At 63.7% G+C, this 17,789-nt stretch carries 16 protein-coding genes; 15 read left to right on the forward strand and 1 reads right to left on the reverse strand.

Features of this window, described 5'->3' with window-relative positions:
* Positions 1-5 precede the first annotated feature (5 nt).
* The 3 genes from mscK (at position 6) to trxC (ending at position 5,393) form a co-directional block, all read left to right on the forward strand.
* Positions 6-3,344, forward strand: coding sequence for a mechanosensitive channel MscK (gene mscK, locus AC07OJ_RS19235; RefSeq protein ID WP_106805357.1), 3,339 nt, complete (start codon positions 6-8; stop codon positions 3,342-3,344).
* Positions 3,345-3,392: 48 nt separating this feature from the next.
* Positions 3,393-4,856, forward strand: a complete 1,464-nt coding sequence (gene selO / locus AC07OJ_RS19240) for a protein adenylyltransferase SelO (RefSeq protein WP_495094994.1) — start codon at positions 3,393-3,395, stop codon at positions 4,854-4,856.
* Between the two features lie 102 nt (positions 4,857-4,958).
* Positions 4,959-5,393 carry a thioredoxin TrxC gene (trxC, locus tag AC07OJ_RS19245; RefSeq protein WP_495094995.1) on the forward strand — a complete coding sequence of 145 codons (435 nt, stop codon included), beginning with the start codon at positions 4,959-4,961 and terminating at the stop codon, positions 5,391-5,393.
* Between the two features lie 155 nt (positions 5,394-5,548).
* Here the strand turns inward: trxC and AC07OJ_RS19250 are convergent, their stop codons facing one another.
* Entirely contained in the window at positions 5,549-6,319 is a 771-nt protein-coding gene (locus AC07OJ_RS19250) for a ParA family protein (protein ID WP_065899988.1), read from the reverse strand.
* 336 nt (positions 6,320-6,655) lie between these two features.
* Between AC07OJ_RS19250 and AC07OJ_RS19255 the strand changes: the two genes are divergently transcribed.
* From AC07OJ_RS19255 to AC07OJ_RS19310, 12 genes are all read left to right on the forward strand, one after another.
* The gene (locus AC07OJ_RS19255; protein ID WP_495094996.1) at positions 6,656-7,375 is read left to right on the forward strand and encodes a beta-ketoacyl synthase chain length factor; all 720 of its coding nucleotides are present in this window, start codon (positions 6,656-6,658) and stop codon (positions 7,373-7,375) included.
* Entirely contained in the window at positions 7,351-8,163 is an 813-nt protein-coding gene (locus tag AC07OJ_RS19260) for a lysophospholipid acyltransferase family protein (RefSeq protein WP_065899984.1), read from the forward strand. The genes AC07OJ_RS19255 and AC07OJ_RS19260 overlap by 25 nt, the downstream gene beginning before the upstream one ends.
* Positions 8,141-8,410 carry a phosphopantetheine-binding protein gene (locus AC07OJ_RS19265; protein ID WP_065899982.1) on the forward strand — a complete coding sequence of 90 codons (270 nt, stop codon included), beginning with the start codon at positions 8,141-8,143 and terminating at the stop codon, positions 8,408-8,410. Before AC07OJ_RS19260 ends, AC07OJ_RS19265 begins: the two co-directional genes overlap by 23 nt.
* Before the next feature lie 9 nt (positions 8,411-8,419).
* Positions 8,420-8,674, forward strand: coding sequence for an acyl carrier protein (locus AC07OJ_RS19270; protein ID WP_016979215.1), 255 nt, complete (start codon positions 8,420-8,422; stop codon positions 8,672-8,674).
* A complete protein-coding gene (locus AC07OJ_RS19275; RefSeq protein ID WP_065899980.1) occupies positions 8,671-9,216 on the forward strand; it encodes a COG4648 family protein in 546 nt (181 codons plus the stop codon). The genes AC07OJ_RS19270 and AC07OJ_RS19275 overlap by 4 nt, the downstream gene beginning before the upstream one ends.
* Entirely contained in the window at positions 9,213-10,883 is a 1,671-nt protein-coding gene (locus AC07OJ_RS19280) for an ApeI family dehydratase (protein WP_495094997.1), read from the forward strand. Before AC07OJ_RS19275 ends, AC07OJ_RS19280 begins: the two co-directional genes overlap by 4 nt.
* 278 nt (positions 10,884-11,161) lie before the next feature.
* The gene (locus AC07OJ_RS19285; RefSeq protein WP_201143396.1) at positions 11,162-11,896 is read left to right on the forward strand and encodes a glycosyltransferase family 2 protein; all 735 of its coding nucleotides are present in this window, start codon (positions 11,162-11,164) and stop codon (positions 11,894-11,896) included.
* Positions 11,893-12,828, forward strand: a complete 936-nt coding sequence (locus AC07OJ_RS19290) for a lysophospholipid acyltransferase family protein (protein ID WP_495094998.1) — start codon at positions 11,893-11,895, stop codon at positions 12,826-12,828. The genes AC07OJ_RS19285 and AC07OJ_RS19290 overlap by 4 nt, the downstream gene beginning before the upstream one ends.
* Positions 12,812-14,353 (forward strand): HAL/PAL/TAL family ammonia-lyase, encoded by a 1,542-nt coding sequence (locus AC07OJ_RS19295; protein WP_106805362.1) that lies wholly within the window; start codon positions 12,812-12,814, stop codon positions 14,351-14,353. The genes AC07OJ_RS19290 and AC07OJ_RS19295 overlap by 17 nt, the downstream gene beginning before the upstream one ends.
* Positions 14,346-14,774, forward strand: coding sequence for an acyl-CoA thioesterase (locus AC07OJ_RS19300; protein WP_065899971.1), 429 nt, complete (start codon positions 14,346-14,348; stop codon positions 14,772-14,774). Before AC07OJ_RS19295 ends, AC07OJ_RS19300 begins: the two co-directional genes overlap by 8 nt.
* Entirely contained in the window at positions 14,768-15,451 is a 684-nt protein-coding gene (locus AC07OJ_RS19305; protein ID WP_495094999.1) for an outer membrane lipoprotein carrier protein LolA, read from the forward strand. The genes AC07OJ_RS19300 and AC07OJ_RS19305 overlap by 7 nt, the downstream gene beginning before the upstream one ends.
* Complete coding sequence (locus AC07OJ_RS19310) at positions 15,441-17,756, forward strand: MMPL family transporter (RefSeq protein ID WP_495095000.1); 2,316 nt, start codon at positions 15,441-15,443, stop codon at positions 17,754-17,756. Before AC07OJ_RS19305 ends, AC07OJ_RS19310 begins: the two co-directional genes overlap by 11 nt.
* Positions 17,757-17,789 lie beyond the last annotated feature (33 nt).

Raw genomic sequence — 17,789 nt, forward strand, 5'->3', positions numbered from 1 at the left:
TCTCTATGCCAATCCTGCGCACTTTTCTCGCCACTGCCCTGCTGGGCCTGACCCTTTGTGTCGGCAGCGTACACGCCGCCGATCCGCCCAGCGCCGACGCCATCCAGCAATCCCTGGACAAGCTGCCCGATCGCAAGCTGCCCGACGCCGACATGAAGGCGTTGCAGTCGATCCTGCAGCAGACCCTGAATTACCTGGGCAACAAGCAGGATTACGAGCAGCGCCTCATCGACCTCAAGCGCCAGCTGGAGGACGCCCCGCGCCAGACCACCGACAACCAGCGTGAGCTGACCCGGCTCAAGGCCACCAAGGTCATCCCGGTCGCCCAGCGCTACGCCAGCCTGCCGGTGCCACAGCTGGAACAACTGCTGGTGCAGCGCACCACCCAGCAAGGTGACCTGCAAAAAGAACTGGCCGACGCCAACAGCCTGACCATTGCCGCCCAGACCCGCCCCGAGCGCGCCCAGACCGAAATCAGCAACAGCCAGACGCGCATCCAGCAGATCAATGCGATCCTCAAGGCCGGCAAGGACAATGGCAAAACCATCAGCGGCGACCAGCGCAACCAACTGAACGCTGAACTCGCCGCCCTGAATGCGCTGATCCCTTTGCGTCGCCAGGAACTGGCCGGCAACAGCCAACTGCAAGACCTGGGCAATAGCCAGCACGACCTGGTGGTGGAGAAAACCGCGCGCCTGGAGCAGGAAATCCAGGACCTGCAAACCCTGATCAACCAGAAACGCCTGGCCCAGTCCCAGCAGACGGTAACCCAGCAGTCCATCGAGGCGCAGAAGGCCGGCGGCAGCAGCCTGCTGGCGACCGAGAGCGCGGCCAACCTGAAACTGTCCGACTACCTGCTCAAAAGCACCGACCGCCTCAACGACCTGACCCAGAAAAACCTGCAGACCAAGCAGCAACTGGACACCGTGACCCAGAGCGATTCGGCGCTGGACGAGCAGATCAACGTGCTCAAGGGCAGCCTGCTGCTCTCCAAGATTCTCTACAAACAAAAGCAGGCATTGCCGCGCCTGACGGTGGACCGCGACCTGGCCGATGATATCGCCAACATTCGCTTGTACCAGTTCGAGGTCAACCAGCAGCGCGAGCTGATCAGTTCCCCGAGCACCTACGTCGACAACCTGCTGGCCAACCAGCCACCGGAAGACGTCACGCCACAATTGCGTCGCACCCTGCTGGAGCTGGCGATCACTCGCAGCGACCTGCTGGAGCGCCTGAGCCGTGAGCTGAGCGCGCTGCTGAACGAATCCATCACCCTGCAACTGAACCAGAAACAACTGCTCAGCACCGCCACCACCCTGCGCGCGACGCTGGATGAGCAAATGTTCTGGATCCCCAGCAACAAGCCGCTGGACACCGAGTGGCTGGAAACCGTGCCGGCGCACCTGAGCAAGCAAGTCACCACCCTGCCCTGGGCTTCCAGCGTCAGCGAGTTGTACGACGGCCTGACCCAGCGTCCGCTGCTGTTCCTGCCGCTGCTGCTGTTGATCGGCGCGCTGTTGTGGCGCCGCAAAGCCCTGTACCAGCGCCTGAACAAGGTCCATCTGGACATCGGTCACTTCAAGCGCGACAGCCAGTGGCACACGCCGCAGGCCATCCTGATCAATATCCTGCTGGCGATGCCGGTAGCCCTGGGCCTGGCGCTGTGCGGGTATGCGCTGCAGATTGACGCCCGTGGGCAAAACGCCAACCTCGGCGCGGCCTTGCTGCAGATCGCCCAGGCGTGGCTGGTGTTCTACACCGCCTACCGCATCCTCGCGCCGGGTGGCGTGGCCGAGCTGCACTTCCGTTGGGAGAAACCCCAGGTCGAATTCCTCCAGGGCTGGGTGCGCAAGCTCGGGCTGGTGGTGCTGGCCCTGGTGGCGGTGGTGGCAATTGCCGAGCATCAACCGGCGGCATTGGCCGACGACGTGCTGGGCATCGGCGTGGTGCTGCTGTGCTACGCACTGATGGCCTGGCTGCTGGGGCGCCTGCTGCTGAACAGCCCGACGCATGAAAAAGCCTCGCTGTTTCGCAAAGCCGTGGGCCTGCTGTTCACCGCCCTGCCCATCGCGCTGTTTATCGCGGTGCTGTTCGGCTACTACTACACCGCGCTCAAACTCAGCGACCGGCTGATCAACACCCTGTACCTGTTGATGTTCTGGTTGGTGATCGAAGCCACTTTCGTACGCGGCCTGGGTGTCGCCGCGCGGAGACTGGCTTACGCACGCGCCCTGGCCAAACGCCAGGCTGCCAAGGAAGCCGGCGATGGCGAGGCAGTGATCGAAGAGCCGACGCTGGACATCGAGCAGGTCAACGAACAATCCATGCGCCTGATCCGCCTGGCCTTGCTCGGCGGCTTTATCGCGGCGCTGTATTGGGTCTGGAAAGACCTGATCACCGTGTTCTCTTACCTCGACAACGTCACGCTCTACGAATACACCAGCGGCACCGGCGCCAATATCAGCATGGTGCCGATCAGCATCGGCGACCTGCTGGGGGCGTCGATCATTGTCGGCATCACCTTCGCCCTGGCGCGCAACCTGCCCGGCTTGCTGGAAGTGCTGGTGCTGTCCAAGCTGGACCTGGCGCAGGGCAGCGCGTACGCGACCACCACCTTGCTGTCCTATGTGATTGCCGGCGTCGGCTTTGTCTCGACCCTGTCGACCCTCGGCGTGAGCTGGGACAAGTTGCAATGGCTGGTCGCGGCGCTGTCGGTGGGATTGGGCTTCGGGATGCAGGAAATCTTCGCCAACTTCATCTCCGGCATCATGATCCTGTTCGAACGCCCGGTGCGGATCGGCGACACCATCACCATCGGCAACCTGTCGGGCACAGTGAGCAAGATCCGCATCCGCGCCACCACCATCACCGATTTCGACCGCAAGGACATCATTGTCCCGAACAAGACCTTCATCACCGGGCAACTGATCAACTGGTCACTGACCGACACCATCACCCGCGTCACCCTCAAGCTTGGCGTGGACTACGGCTCCGACCTGGACCGCGTGAAGGAACTGCTGCTCAAGGCCGCCCGCGAAAACCCGCGAGTGCTCAAGGAGCCGGAGCCACACGTGTACTTCCTCAACTTCGGCGAAAGCACCCTCGACCACGAACTGCGCATGCACGTGCGCGACCTGGGCGACCGCAACCCGGTGATCGACGAAGTGAACCGCTTTATCAACCGCGAGTTCAAGAAAGAGCACATCAACATTTCGTTCCGCCAGATGGAGGTCTACCTGAAGAACCTCCACGGCCAGGAATACAAACTCGTCGAAGTCGACACCCCGGCCAAACCCGCCAACGACGGCGGCGTGCAAGAACCGCCGCCGGGTAAACTCGACTAAACGCCCTATCCCCAGCAGAATGCTCGGACATTCTGCTGGAGATGGCCGGTGAAAGCCCTCGACGAACTGACCTTCGACAACCGCTTCGCACGCCTGGGCGACGCGTTCTCAACCCACGTCCTGCCTGAACCCCTCGATGCGCCGCGCCTTGTGGTGGCGAGCGAGGCCGCCATGGCCTTGCTCGACCTCGACCCGGCCGTGGCTGAAACGCCGGTGTTCGCCGAGCTGTTTGGCGGCCACAAGCTGTGGGCCGAGGCGGAACCGCGGGCGATGGTCTATTCCGGGCATCAGTTCGGTGGCTACACGCCACAATTGGGCGATGGCCGGGGGCTGCTGCTGGGCGAGGTGTACAACCAGGCCGGCGAGCACTGGGACCTGCACCTCAAGGGCGCCGGCATGACGCCGTACTCGCGCATGGGCGATGGGCGCGCGGTGCTGCGTTCGTCGATTCGGGAGTTCCTGGCCTCAGAAGCGCTGCACGCGCTGGGCATTCCCAGCAGCCGGGCCCTCTGCGTGATCGGCTCCGATACCCCGGTGTGGCGTGAGAAACAGGAGCGCGGCGCAATGGTGCTGCGCCTGGCCCACAGCCATGTCCGCTTCGGCCATTTCGAATATTTCTACTACACCAAAAAGCCCGAACAGCAGGCGCAATTGGCCGAGCACGTGCTCAACCTGCACTACCCCGAGTGCCGCGAGCAGCCTGAGCCGTACCTGGCGATGTTCCGTGAGATCGTCGAGCGCAATGCCGAGATGATCGCCAAATGGCAGGCCTACGGCTTCTGCCACGGCGTGATGAACACCGACAACATGTCGATCCTCGGCATCACCTTCGACTTCGGGCCGTTTGCGTTTCTCGACGACTTTGACGCGCACTTCATCTGCAACCACTCGGACCATGAAGGGCGCTATTCCTTCAGCAACCAGGTGCCGATCGGCCAATGGAACCTCAGCGCCCTGGCGCAGGCGTTGACGCCGTTCATCAGCGTCGATGCCTTGAAGGAAGCGCTGGGCCTGTACCTGCCGCTGTATCAGGCCCACTACCTGGACCTGATGCGCCGTCGTTTGGGGCTGACCACCGCCGAGGACGATGATCAAGCGCTGGTCGAGCGCTTATTGAAGCTGATGCAGAACAGCGGTGTGGATTACACCCTGTTCTTCCGGCGCCTGGGCGATGAACCAGCGGCACTGGCCGTGACCCGCTTGCGTGATGATTTTGTCGACCTGGCCGGATTCGACGCCTGGGCCGAACGCTACACAGCCCGCGTGGCAAGGGACGGGGAATACACTGAAGCACAGCGACGCGCGCGCATGCATGCGGTCAACCCGCTGTACATCCTGCGCAACTACCTCGCACAAAACGCCATCACCGCCGCCGAGTCCGGCGATTACAGCGAAGTGCGGCGGCTGCACGAGGTGCTTTCCAAGCCGTTCGAGGAGCAAGCGGGTATGGAACAGTACGCGCAGCGGCCGCCGGATTGGGGCAAGCATTTGGAGATCAGTTGTTCGTCGTAGGCGCTACTGTTGTAGTGAGCGGGCGTGTCCCGCTCATTACAACCTTGATAACTATCTGCCCCGGCTCCACTTAGAAGCTATTGGTCATTCCAGGAGCCCACCATGTCCGAACCTCTCGTAATCCCGTGCCCCCATTGCAATGGCCTCAACCGCATCCCCGGCGAACGCCTGGGCGATGCACCAAAATGCGGGCGCTGCAAACAGCCGGTTTTGCTGAACACGCCGTTCGAGCTGAAACAAGGTGACTACACCAGTCAGATCAAAGGCGATTTGCCGTTGCTGGTGGATGTCTGGGCTGAATGGTGCGGGCCGTGCAAGTCATTTGCGCCGGTGTTTGAGCAAGCGGCTGGGCAGCTGGAGGGCAAGTGCCGATTGGCCAAGCTCGACAGCGAGGCCAATCAGCAGTTGTCGGCGCAGTTGGGGATTCGCTCGATCCCGAGTTTGATTCTGTTCAAGAACGGCCGCGAAGTGGCACGCCAGAGTGGAGCGTTTCCTTTACCGCAGTTGATGGCGTGGTTACGCAGCCAGGGCGTATAACTCCCTCCTGAGAACAACACCTATCAAATGTGGGAGCTGGCTTGCCTGCGATGCAGGCGATTCGGTCTGCCTGATACACCGAGGCGATGCCATCGCAGGCAAGCCAGCTCCCACACTGATTGCATTTCACATTAAGGTCAGCGTTGCCTGTCAGATCAGGCGTTTTCCAGCAGGTTGTGCAGCTCCACAAATTGCTGCGTCAGCTTGTGCCGTGGGTCCAGGTGGATCAACGGCTTGCTCTCCTGGTGCGATTCACGCATGCGTACCGAACTGGCCAGGTACACCGGCAGCACCGGCAGGCCTTCGGCGATCAACTCGTCGAGCATCTGCTGCGGCAAGCTCGCCCGCGCCTGGAACTGATTGACCACGATGCCTTCCACTTCCAGGCCTTCGTTGTGGTCTTCCTTCAATTCTTCGATTTCCGCCAGCAGGCCATACAAGGCCTGGCGCGAGAAGCTGTCGCAATCGAAGGGGATCAGCACACGATCGGCGGCAATCAGCGCCGAAACCGCATAGAAATTCAGGGCCGGCGGCGTATCCAGGTAAATCCGGTCGTAATCTTCGCTCAATTCGTCCAGCAGCTTTCGCAGCTTGTTGATCTTGTGCTTGGCCTCAAGCTTGGGCTGCAGGTCCGCCAGTTCAGCAGTCGCGGTGATGACGTGCAGGTTGTCGAACGGCGTTTCGTAGATATCGACCTGGTTTTTCTTGGAAAACGGCCCGGATGACAGGGTTTGCTTGAAAAAATCCGCGATCCCCATGGGGATATCGTCGCCCGTCAGCCCGGTGAGGTACTGGGTTGAGTTGGCTTGTGCATCGAGGTCCACCAACAGGGTTCGATAGCCTTCACTGGCGCTGACCGCCGCCAGGTTGCAGGCGATGCTGGACTTGCCAACGCCGCCTTTCTGATTGAACACCACACGCCGCATGGAAAAACCTCCGTGTATCAATGAATGTCCGAGTGTAGAGGGCAAAAGCGCCTGTTAGCTACCTCGTTCATCCATGCACTGCTGCATTAAAGTCGGCATGTAGTACGTCACACACGAAGAATCAGGAAGGGTCCGACAACCCAGCCGACCTTCGGTAACCGACAATGTGTAAATCCCCTCCACTAATTTGTAATCAGCCGTGCACAAATATTTACCAAAGTTTGCTAGAACCCCACGGCAACGGGATAATGCGCGCCATTCGGCTACTGCTCCCTGTCCCGGTATTCGGGGCCAACGGCCGCACATGGAAGCCCGCAGGGGCGGGATATCTTCTCAGTGATCACTTTCAACATCGCCCAATGGCGCGCCTGGGCCCCTGGCCTGGAGAGCGCGGACGACTGGCACGCCTGGTGCCGGAATCCGGTGTTGCTGCCCGAAAGCGAAGCCTGCCCCGACGTGTCATTCCTGCCGGCCATGCAGCGCCGGCGCCTGAGCCGCCTGGCGCGCATGGCCTTCAGCGTGGGCTGGCCACTGGCCGAAGGCCTGCAGGGCTTGCCCCTGGTGTTTATTTCCCGGCACGGCGAGACCCCGCGCACCCTCGATATCCTCACTGACCTGGCCAACGACCAGCCACTGTCGCCGACCCAGTTCAGCCTGTCGGTGCATAACGCGGTGATTGGCCTGTGGTCGATCCTGCGTAATGAAACCAGCGAAATGACCGCCCTGGCAGCCGCCGGTGATGGCCTGGAGCACGGCATGCTCGAAGCCGCCGCGCTGCTCAACGAGGGGGCCTCGGCGGTCTTGCTGGTGATCACCGAAGAACAGCCGCCCGAGGCCTACGCAAGCTGGATCCACGACGTGCCTTTTCCCTACGCCCTCGGCCTGCTGCTGACGCCCGGCGACGAGTGGCAGTTGGAACTCAGCCCCGGCACTGTCCAACCCACTCAAACCCAGTGGCCTCACGCCCTGAACCTGCTGCGCACCCTGCTCACCGACCAGGTCGCCTGCCAACATGCCTGGAAGAACCGCGTATGGAACTGGCAACGCAAGCCTTGACCGACAAACCCCGGGACGCCTACTACTGGCGCCTGATCGCCACCGCAGCCAGCTTCGTGCTGTTCGGTTTCGGCGGGCTGTGCCTGCGTTTGCTGGTGTTCCCCCTGCTCAGCTGCCTGCCGGGCGACGCCACCCAACACCGGCGCCGCGCCCGTCACACCATCAGTTGGCTGTTCTGGTTCTTTATCCGCCTGATGCAACGCGCCGGGGTGCTGACCTTCAGTGTCGAAGGCGCGGAAAAGCTCGGCCGCCCGGGCCAGATGATCATCGCCAACCACCCGTCGCTGATCGATGTGGTGTTCCTGATCGGCCTGGTGCGCCAGGCCAACTGTGTGGTCAAGCAAAGCCTGTGGCAAAACCCGTTCACCCGTGGACCGGTGCGCGACGCGGGTTATATCAGCAACGACGGCAGCGCCGAGATGCTCGATGCCGCCGCCGGCGCGCTGCAGGCCGGGCAAACCCTGATCATCTTTCCGGAAGGCACCCGCACCACACCCGGCGCGGCGCCTGCCTTTCATCGCGGGGGCGCCGCCATTGCGCTGCGCGGTGCGACAATCATCACCCCCGTGGTGATCAAGGTCAGCCCCACCACCCTGACCAAGGCCGAACCCTGGTATCGCATCCCAAAATGCCGCGTGCACTTCAGTTTGCGGGTGGGTGCCGATATAGAACCACAGGCCTTCGCGGCATTGGGGCCTGCGCCCCAGGCTTCACGCAAGCTCAACGATTACCTGCACCACTATTTTATTAAGGAGCTCGCCGAAGATGAGCGACCAACACCGCCTTGAGCACGACATAAAGACGCTGATCATCGAGGCCCTGGGCCTGGAAGACATCAGCGCCGACGACATCGGCAGCGAACAAACCCTGTTCGGCGAAGGCCTGGGCCTGGATTCGGTCGACGCCCTGGAATTGGGCCTGGCGATCCAGAAAAAGTACGGCATCAAAATCGATGCCGACGCCAAGGACACCCGCAATCACTTCACCAACGTGGCGAGCCTCGCGGCGTTCGTCACGGCCAGACAGGCAGCTTGAGACCGGACCATGCAAACTCGTGACGATATTTTCAACACCCTGCGCGATGCCTTGGTGGAACTGTTTGAACTGCCGCCTGAGCGCGTCACTCTCGACGCCAACCTGTACCAGGACCTGGAAATCGACAGCATCGACGCCGTCGACCTGATCGACCATATCAAGCGCCAGACCGGCAAGAAGATCGCTGCCGAAGAGTTCAAGGCCGTGCGCACCGTCAACGACGTGGTAGAGGCGGTGTACCGTCTGGTCACGCCGGCCGCATGAGCCGGCTGATCGGCCTTGGCCTGTTGCTGGCGGGGCTGCTGTACCCCTTTGCGGTGTATTACGGCACCGAGCACTTCGCGCCGTGGCAATTCGGCCTGCTGCTCGGCAGTTTGTGGCTGTTGCGCGCGCTGACCGGTGCGCGGCGCCCCGGCAGCCGCTGGATGGCGGTGGCCGTGATCGTGTTTTGCCTGTTGCTGGCCTGGTTCGACAACCCGCACCTGCTGCGCTGGTACCCGAGCCTGGTCAGCGCGTTCATGCTCGCGCTGTTCGGCCTGAGCCTGAAATATGGCCCGCCGATGGTCGAGCGCCTGGCGCGCATGACCGACCCGCAGCTGCCCCCCCACGCGATTGTGTATACGCGCCAGGTCACCGTGGTGTGGAGTGTGTTTTTTCTGTGTAATGGCCTGCTCGCCGCCGCGCTCACCCTGTGGGCGCCGCTGAGTTGGTGGACGTTGTACAACGGCCTGATCGCCTACGGGCTGATGGGGCTGTTGTTTGCCGTGGAATGGCTGGTACGACAAAGGGTTCGAGGCCGCGTATGAAAGGGTTGAAACTTGAGCACCTGTTGCTCGAGCCGCTGCAACAGCGTTTGGTCACCACCGAACCTGCAATGAATCACGCTGAACTGTGGGAACACGCCCTGAGCCTGGCCGCAGGCCTGCAGGCGCGTGGCATCCAGCGCCTGGCCGTGCACCTGGAAGACGCCGGTGTACTGGCGATTGCCCTGCTGGGCGCCTGGCGTGCCGGGGTCAGCGTGCTGCTGCCCGCCGACCTGCAACCCCAGACCCGCCAACGCTGGGACGAGGCCGTCGACGCCTGGCTGGTGGAAGCTGCCGACCTCGACGCGCTGTATCAGTCGCCCTTGAGCCCTGCAGTCCTCGACCTGGACGCCTGCCAACTGAGCCTGTGCACCTCCGGCTCCAGCGGCGAGCCCAAGCGCATCGACAAGACCCTGCGTCAGTTGGCCAATGAAGTCCAGGCACTGGAAGCCTTGTGGGGCGCGGATGTGAAAGACGCGTGCATCATCGGCAGCGTCGCCACCCAACATATCTACGGCTTGCTGTTCCGTGTGCTGTGGCCGCTGTGCGCCGGTCGCACTTTTGTGCGCAAGCAACTGGCATTCCCCGAAGACCTGCAGCGCGCCAGCCGCGAGCACCCGCACTTTGCCTGGGTCGCCAGCCCGGCGCTGCTCAAACGCATGGGCGACAACCTCGACTGGCCGGCACTGAGCCAGGTGGCGAGGGTGTTCTCGTCCGGCGGCGCCTTGCCCCTCGAGGCGGCCACCCGTCTTTACGAGCGCCTGCAGCAATGGCCGACGGAAATCCTCGGCAGCTCCGAGACCGGCGGCATCGCCTGGCGCCAGGGCGCGCAACCCTGGCAGCCATTCGCCGACGTGCAACTGAGCCAGGACGCCGACGGCGCGCTGCGTATCGCCTCGCCTTACCTGCCCGCCGGGCATATTGAACAGACTGCTGACGCTGCCCGAATCCATCCAGATGGCCATTTCGAGCTGCTGGGTCGCCTGGACCGCATCGTCAAGCTGGAAGAAAAACGCATCTCGCTGCCGATGCTCGAACAGGCGCTGATGGCCCACGCCTGGGTCGCCGAAACCCGCCTGGGCGTGGTACAGGAAAATCGCGCGTCCCTCGGCGCATTGGTGGTGTTGAGCGCCGAAGGCCTGCACGCCCTGCGCAATCAGGGCCGGCGCACCGTCACCCAAACCCTGCGCCAGCATCTCAGCCAGCATTGCGAAGCCCTGGCCCTGCCGCGGCGCTGGCGCCTGCTGCGCCAATTGCCGCTGAACAGCCAGGGCAAGCTCCCGCAGGCCGACGTCGAAGCACTGCTGCTGGCGCCACGGCCAAAAGCACCGGAAGTGCTGGAGCAGGTCGAAGCGGGTGGCGAATGGACCCTGCAACTGAGTGTGCCGCCGGACCTGGCTTACTTCAGCGGCCACTTCCCGGTCACTCCGGTGCTGCCCGGTGTGGTGCAGGTGGAATGGGCCTTCAACCTCGGCCAGCAACTGCTGGACCTGCCGACGACCTTTGCCGGCATGGAAGTGCTCAAGTTCCAGCAACTGATACGCCCGGGCGACCGTATCGAACTGCACCTGCGCTTTGATGCAGAGCGCGCCAAGCTGTACTTCGCCTACCGCAATGGCGTGGCGGCCTGTTCCAGTGGCCGGATAGTGCTGGAGGCGCAAAATGCATAATCTCTTGTGGCAAGCAGGTTCGTCGTGGCAAGCAGACTGTTTGTGGCAAGCAGGCTTGTTGTGGCGAGCGGGCTTGTTGTGGCGAGCGGGCTTGCCCCGCGTTGGGCTGCGAAGCAGCCCCAATAAGGTCGACGCGGTCTTCCAGGCATACCGAGTTGGCTGGTTTTGGGGCCGCTTCGCAGCCCAACGCGGGGCAAGCCCGCTCACCACAGGGAGCGTGCTCACCGCAGAAAACCCATTCACCACAGGAAGCACGCTACCAGCCAATTGGGTGAGCCATGCATAACCCCTGCGCCCTGATCCCGGTCTACAACCATGAAGCCGCCGTGCCGGCAGTGGTCCGCAGCCTGTTGAACAGCGGCCTGCCGTGCCTGTTGGTCGACGACGGCAGCAGCCCGGCCTGCGCGGCGGTATTGGCACAGCTGGCACGCCTCGAAAACGTCACCCTGCTGACCCTGCCGAACAACCAGGGCAAAGGTGGCGCGGTCATGGCCGGTTTCCGCGAAGCCGCACGCCTGGGCTTCAGCCATGCCCTGCAAGTGGATGCCGACGGCCAGCACGACTTGCGTGAAGTCGAGACATTTATCGACACCTCGCGCCGGCACCCTGACGCGGTCATCTGCGGCTATCCCGAATACGACGACAGCGTGCCCAAGGGCCGCCTGTACGCGCGCTACCTGACCCACGTGTGGGTGTGGATCAACACCCTGTCGCTGCAGATCCGCGACTCGATGTGCGGCTTTCGCGTGTACCCGCTGGCGCCGACGCTGGCGCTGATGGACTCGGCCTATATCGGCACGCGCATGGACTTCGACTCCGACATCCTGGTGCGCCTGGCCTGGCGCAACCAGCCGATGCGCTGGCTGCCGACGCAGGTGCATTACCCCACCGACGGCCTGTCGCACTTTCGTTTGTTCCGCGACAACGTGCGCATCTCGGCCATGCACACCCGGTTGTTCTTCGGCATGTTGGTACGCGCGCCGATGATCCTGTGGCGACGGTGGCAGGCATGAGCGACAGCAGCAAACACTGGGCCGACCGCGAAGAACGCGGCAGCTTCTGGCTGATGAAACTCACAGCCGTCGCCGCCAAGGTGCTCGGCCGCCGCCTGCTGAGCCCGGTGCTGTACGGCATCGTGCTGTACTTCTTCCTGTTCGGCCGCACCGCGCGCCAGAGCGCCTGGCAATACCAGCAGCGCCTGGCCGAGTGGAGCGGACGCGATGAACTGCGCCCGACCCAGAAAAAGGTCTTCGGCCAATTCATGGCCTTCGCCGACTCGCTGCTGGACAAACTCGACGTGTGGAACGGCAAGCTGCGTATCGAGCAGATCGAAATCAACGACCCGGCGCAACTGCGCGGACAACTGCGTGGCGGGCGCGGGCAGATGCTGGTGGGCGCGCACCTGGGCAACCTTGAAGTGTGCCGCGCGCTGGCGGAAATCGGCGAGCAGGTCACCATGAACGTGCTGGTGCACACCAAGCACGCCGAGCGCTTCAACCGTCTGCTGGGCGAAGCCGGCGCGACCCACTTGCGCCTGATCCAGGTCAGCGAGCTGGACCCGGCCACCATGCTGTTGCTCAGCCAGCGCCTGGACGCCGGTGAGTGGCTGGCCATCGCTGGCGACCGCGTGCCGCTGCATGGCGGGCGCACGGTGCGGGTGGATTTCCTCGGCCACGACGCCGCCTTCCCCCAAGGCCCGTGGTTGCTGGCCGGCCTGCTGAAATGCCCGGTCAACCTGCTGATGTGCCTGAAACACCAGGGTCGCTATCACCTGACCATCGAGCCGTTCGCGCAGTTGATCGAATGGAAACGCAGCACCCGCGAGCAGGTCATCGCCCTGTGGACCGCGCGCTATGCCGCACGCCTGGGCCAGTTCTGCCTGGAAGCGCCCCAACAATGGTTCAACTTTTACCCTTTCTGGAAGACCGATGACGACGCATCTTGAGCCGGTAACCTTTGGCGAACGCCCCCTGCGCATCGAAGACGTGCTGGCCCTGGCCAACCGTCAGGTGCCCACACATTTGCAGGATGACGCCGCCTATCGCCAGCGCATCGCCAAGGGCGCGCAGTTTTTAGACTCGCTGCTGGACAAGGAAGGCGTGATCTACGGCGTGACCACCGGCTACGGCGACTCCTGCGTGGTGGCGGTGCCATTGCACCACGTCGAGGCGCTGCCGCGTCACCTGTACACCTTTCACGGCTGCGGCCTGGGCAAGTTGCTCGACGCCCAAGCCACCCGTGCCGTGCTGGCGGCGCGCTTGCAGTCGCTGTGCCATGGGGTTTCCGGGGTGCGCGTGGAACTGCTCGAGCGCCTGCATGCGTTCCTCGAACACGACGTGCTGCCGCTGATTCCGGAAGAAGGCTCGGTCGGCGCCAGTGGTGACCTGACCCCACTGTCCTACGTGGCCGCGACCCTGTCCGGCGAGCGCGAGGTCATGTTCCGTGGCGAGCGGCGCCAGGCTGCCGATGTGCATCGCGAACTGGGTTGGGACCCGCTGGTGCTGCGTCCCAAGGAGGCCCTGGCGCTGATGAACGGCACCGCCGTGATGACCGGCCTCGCCTGCCTGGCCTTCGCCCGGGCCGACTACCTGCTGCAACTGGCGACGCGCATTACCGCGCTGAACGTGGTGGCGCTGCAAGGCAACCCGGAGCATTTCGACGAGCGCCTGTTCGCCGCCAAGCCGCACCCGGGGCAGATGCAAGTCGCCGCCTGGCTGCGCAAGGACCTGGCCATCGATGCGCCGACCGCGCCGCTGCATCGCCTGCAGGATCGCTACTCGCTGCGTTGCGCCCCGCATGTGCTCGGGGTGTTGGCCGACAGCCTGAACTGGCTGCGCTCGTTTATCGAGATCGAACTGAACAGCGCCAACGACAACCCGATCATCGACGCCGAGGAAGAACGCGTGCTGCACGGCGGGCACTTCTACGGCGGGCATATCGCCTTTGCCATGGACAGCCTCAAGACCCTGGTGGCCAACGTCGCCGACCTCCTCGACCGCCAGCTCGCGCTGTTGGTAGACGTGCGCTACAACCATGGCCTGCCGAGCAACCTGTCCGGCGCGCCGGCCGAGCGCGCGATGATCAACCACGGCTTCAAGGCGGTGCAGATCGGCACCAGCGCCTGGACCGCCGAGGCGCTGAAAAACACCATGCCGGCCAGCGTGTTCTCGCGCTCCACCGAGTGCCATAACCAGGACAAGGTGAGCATGGGCACCATCGCTGCGCGCGATGCGATCCGTGTGCTGGAGCTGACCGAACAGGTCGCCGCTGCCACCCTGCTCGCCGCCAACCAGGGTGTGTGGCTGCGTGCCCAGGCCGAGGATGCGCGGCCTTTGCCGCCAGCCTTGGCCGCCATGCATGCAGCACTCGCCAAGGACTTCCCGCCGGTCATCGAGGACCGTGCCCTCGAAGGCGAGCTGCGCCTGTGCCTCACGCGCATTGCCGAGCAACACTGGAGGCTGCATGCGTAGTCAGGGCGTGCTGCACAGCGACAGCGAAATCCTGGTGCCGTTTTTCGACATCGACACCATGAACGTGGTGTGGCACGGGCACTACGTCAAGTACCTGGAAGTGGCGCGTTGCGCGCTGCTGGACAAGATCGGCCATAACTACACGGCGATGCTCGAATCCGGCTACGCATGGCCGGTGATCGATATGCAGCTGCGCTACGTGCGCGGCGCGACCTTTGGACAGACCATCAATGTGCGCGCGAGCCTGGTGGAATGGGAGAACCGCTTGAAGGTCAATTACCTGATCACCGACCTTGCCAGCGGCGAGCGCCTGACCCGCGCCAGCACCGTGCAAGTCGCCGTCGAAATCGCCAGCCGCGAGATGCAGCTGGCCTCACCCAGAATATTCACCGACGCCGTCGAAAGGGCCCTGAAATGCTGACCCCTGTGGGAGCGGGCTTGCCCGCGAAGCACGTTAACGATAATGCGATCCGCCTGACACTGCGCAGCGCCCTCAGGTTTTTCGCGAGCAAGCTTGCTCCTACAGGGCTCGGGTTGTTGCTGAGCCTGAGTGCCCATGCTTTCGACTTGCAACAACTCAGCGCTCAACTGGCAAAACCCTCGGTGATCCACGGCAGCTTCATCCAGGAAAAACACCTGCGCGCCCTGCCGCAGCCGCTGGTGAGCAAAGGCACCTTCGTGCTCGCCAAGGACCACGGCCTGCTGTGGCTGCTGAAAACCCCGCTGCAACAGGACTACCGCATCAGCGCCCAGGGCATCGCCCGGCGTGATGCCAACGGCTGGCAACTGCTGCCGAACAAGAGCGCCGGCGCCGAGCAGAACCGCCTGTTCCTCGCCGTGCTGCAGGGCGACAGCAGCGGCTTGCAACGCGACTTCGAGCTGCAGTTGCAAGGCGAAGCCCGGCAATGGAAGCTGACGCTGATCCCACGCTCGCTGCTGTTAAAACAGGTATTCACCCAGATCAATATCGACGGCGGCGAGCTGGTGCAAACCATCGAGCTGCTGGAAACCCAGGGCGACAGCACCGTGCTGCGCATGCAGGACAGCACCGCCAGCCAGCCGTTGAGCGATGCGGAGCAACACGACTTTGCCCAGTGAACGCTTGCTGCCCCGCCTGTTCCTGATCCTGCTGGTGGCCGTGCTGGCCCTGGCGGGCTGGCAGTGGCGCCACGGCGCCCCGCTGTCGGCCAACTTGATGGAACTGGTGCCGGGCAACACGCCGGACGCCCTGGAACTGCAGGCCGAACAGCGCATGCAGGAGCCGCTGAACCGCGAGATGCTGGTGCTGGTGGGCCATGCTGATCGGCAGACAGCCGTTGCAGTCGCGCAGCAACTGGGCGAGCAGTGGCAGGCCAGCGGCCTGTTCGAAAAAGTGCAATGGAACCTGCAAGCCGACTTGCCCGCGCTGCGCGAGCAACTGCTGCGCGGGCGGCTGGCGATGCTCTCGGCCAAAGACCGCGCGCAACTGATCGAACAGCCCGGCGCGTTTATCCAGCAGCGTGTGCAGGCGCTGTTCGACCCCTTCACCGGCTTCAGCCTGGTGCCGAGCCAGGATGACTGGCTGGGCCTGACCGGGCGTATCCAGAACAGCCAGCCGCAACACGGTTCGGTGCAACTGGATATCGGCAGCGGCGCGTTGATCGCCGATGCCGACGGCAAAAGCTGGGTGCTGCTGCGTGCGCGCACCACCGGCAATGCCTTTGACATGAAACTGCCGCTGCAAGTGGCGGCGCTGCTCCAGGCCAGTCGCGAACAGGCCAGCGGGCAAGGCGCGCAATTGCTCGCGGCCAGCGGCCTGCTCTACGCGGCCAACGGTCAGCAGCAGGCCACACGGGAAATCACCTGGGTCGGCGGCGGCGCGACCGTCGGTATTCTGTTGCTGCTGTTGCTGGCGTTCCGCCTTTGGCGCGTGCTGCTGGCCTTTGTGCCGGTGCTGGTGGGCATGCTGTTTGGCGCGGTGGCCTGTGTGGCACTGTTCGGCCATATGCACGTGATGACCCTGGTACTGGGCTCCAGCCTGATCGGCGTGGCGGTGGATTACCCGCTGCATTACCTGTCGAAGAGCTGGAGCATGAACCCCTGGCGCAGTTGGCCAGCGTTGCGGCTCACCCTGCCGGGGCTGAGCCTGAGCCTCGCCACCAGTTGCATAGGCTACCTGGCGCTGGCCTGGACGCCGTTCCCGGCACTGACCCAGATTGCCGTGTTCTCCGCCGCCGGGCTGATCGGCGCCTACCTGTCGGCCGTGTGCCTGTTGCCCGCGCTGCTCAAGGGTGTGGAATTGCGCCCGGCGCAATGGCCGCTGCGCATCGCCGAATGCCTGTGGCTGGTGCGGGCTTCCTTGCTCAAGCGCGTGCCGAGCCCGGTGTTGCTGGCAATGGTGCTGCTGTTCTGCGCAGGTGGCCTGTGGCACCTGAACAGCAAGAACGATATCCGCCAATGGATCGGTGCGCCGCCGCAATTGCTGCAAGAGGCGCAGGCCGTCGCGCGGATTACCGGGTTCCAGCCCACCAGCCAGTTTTTCCTGGTACGCGCGGACGACCAGCAGCAGTTGCTGGAACGCCAGGCCGCCCTGAGCCAGCGCCTGGATCAACTGGTGAGCATGGACAAGCTCCAGGGGTACCTGGCGCTCAACCAACTGGTCAACCTGCCGGCCGAGCAGCAACAACTGCGCGACGCCTTGAACCAACTCCCACAACATTGGCAGCCACTGCTGGACCTCGGTGTGCCTGCCACGGCCCTGCAGGCCGAAGTCGCGCGGCTGCAAGCGTTGCCCACCGAAGACATCGACGCCGCACTCGTCGGCCCCCTGGCCGAGCCTTGGCGCACGTTGTGGCTTGGCCAGGTCGACGGCGGCGGCGTGGCGGCGATGGTCAGCCTGCAAGGCTTGAACAACCCGGCGCTGCTGCGGGTGCAAGCGCTGGATCTGCCGGGTGTGCAACTGGTGGATCGCCTGGGCGACTTGAACCGCGTGTTTGCCGATACGCAGATCAGCGCGGCCGAATTGAAGTTGATGTCCTGCGTGCTGATCGTGCTGCTGCTGATCCTGCCATTCGGCTTTGCCGGCGCCTTGCGTATCGTCGCTCTGCCCTTGCTGGCGGCGCTGTGCAGCCTGGCCAGCCTGGGTTGGCTGGGCCAGCCGCTGACCCTGTTCAGCCTGTTCGGCCTGCTGCTGGTCACGGCCATCAGCGTCGACTACGCGATTTTGATGCGCGAACAGATCGGCGGCCCGGCCGTCAGCCTTTTAGGCACGCTGCTGGCAGCGCTGACGACCTGGTTGTCGTTCGGCCTGCTGGCGGTGTCGAGTACCCCGGCGGTGAGTAATTTCGGCCTGTCGGTCAGCCTGGGCCTGGCGTTCAGCTTTATGCTGGCGCCCTGGGCGGGCCACCAGAAGCACGCCTCATGAATGTGATTATCGCCAATGCGGCAAGGAGCCCTC

Source organism: Pseudomonas sp. GW821-FHT09C08, from assembly GCF_059418125.1.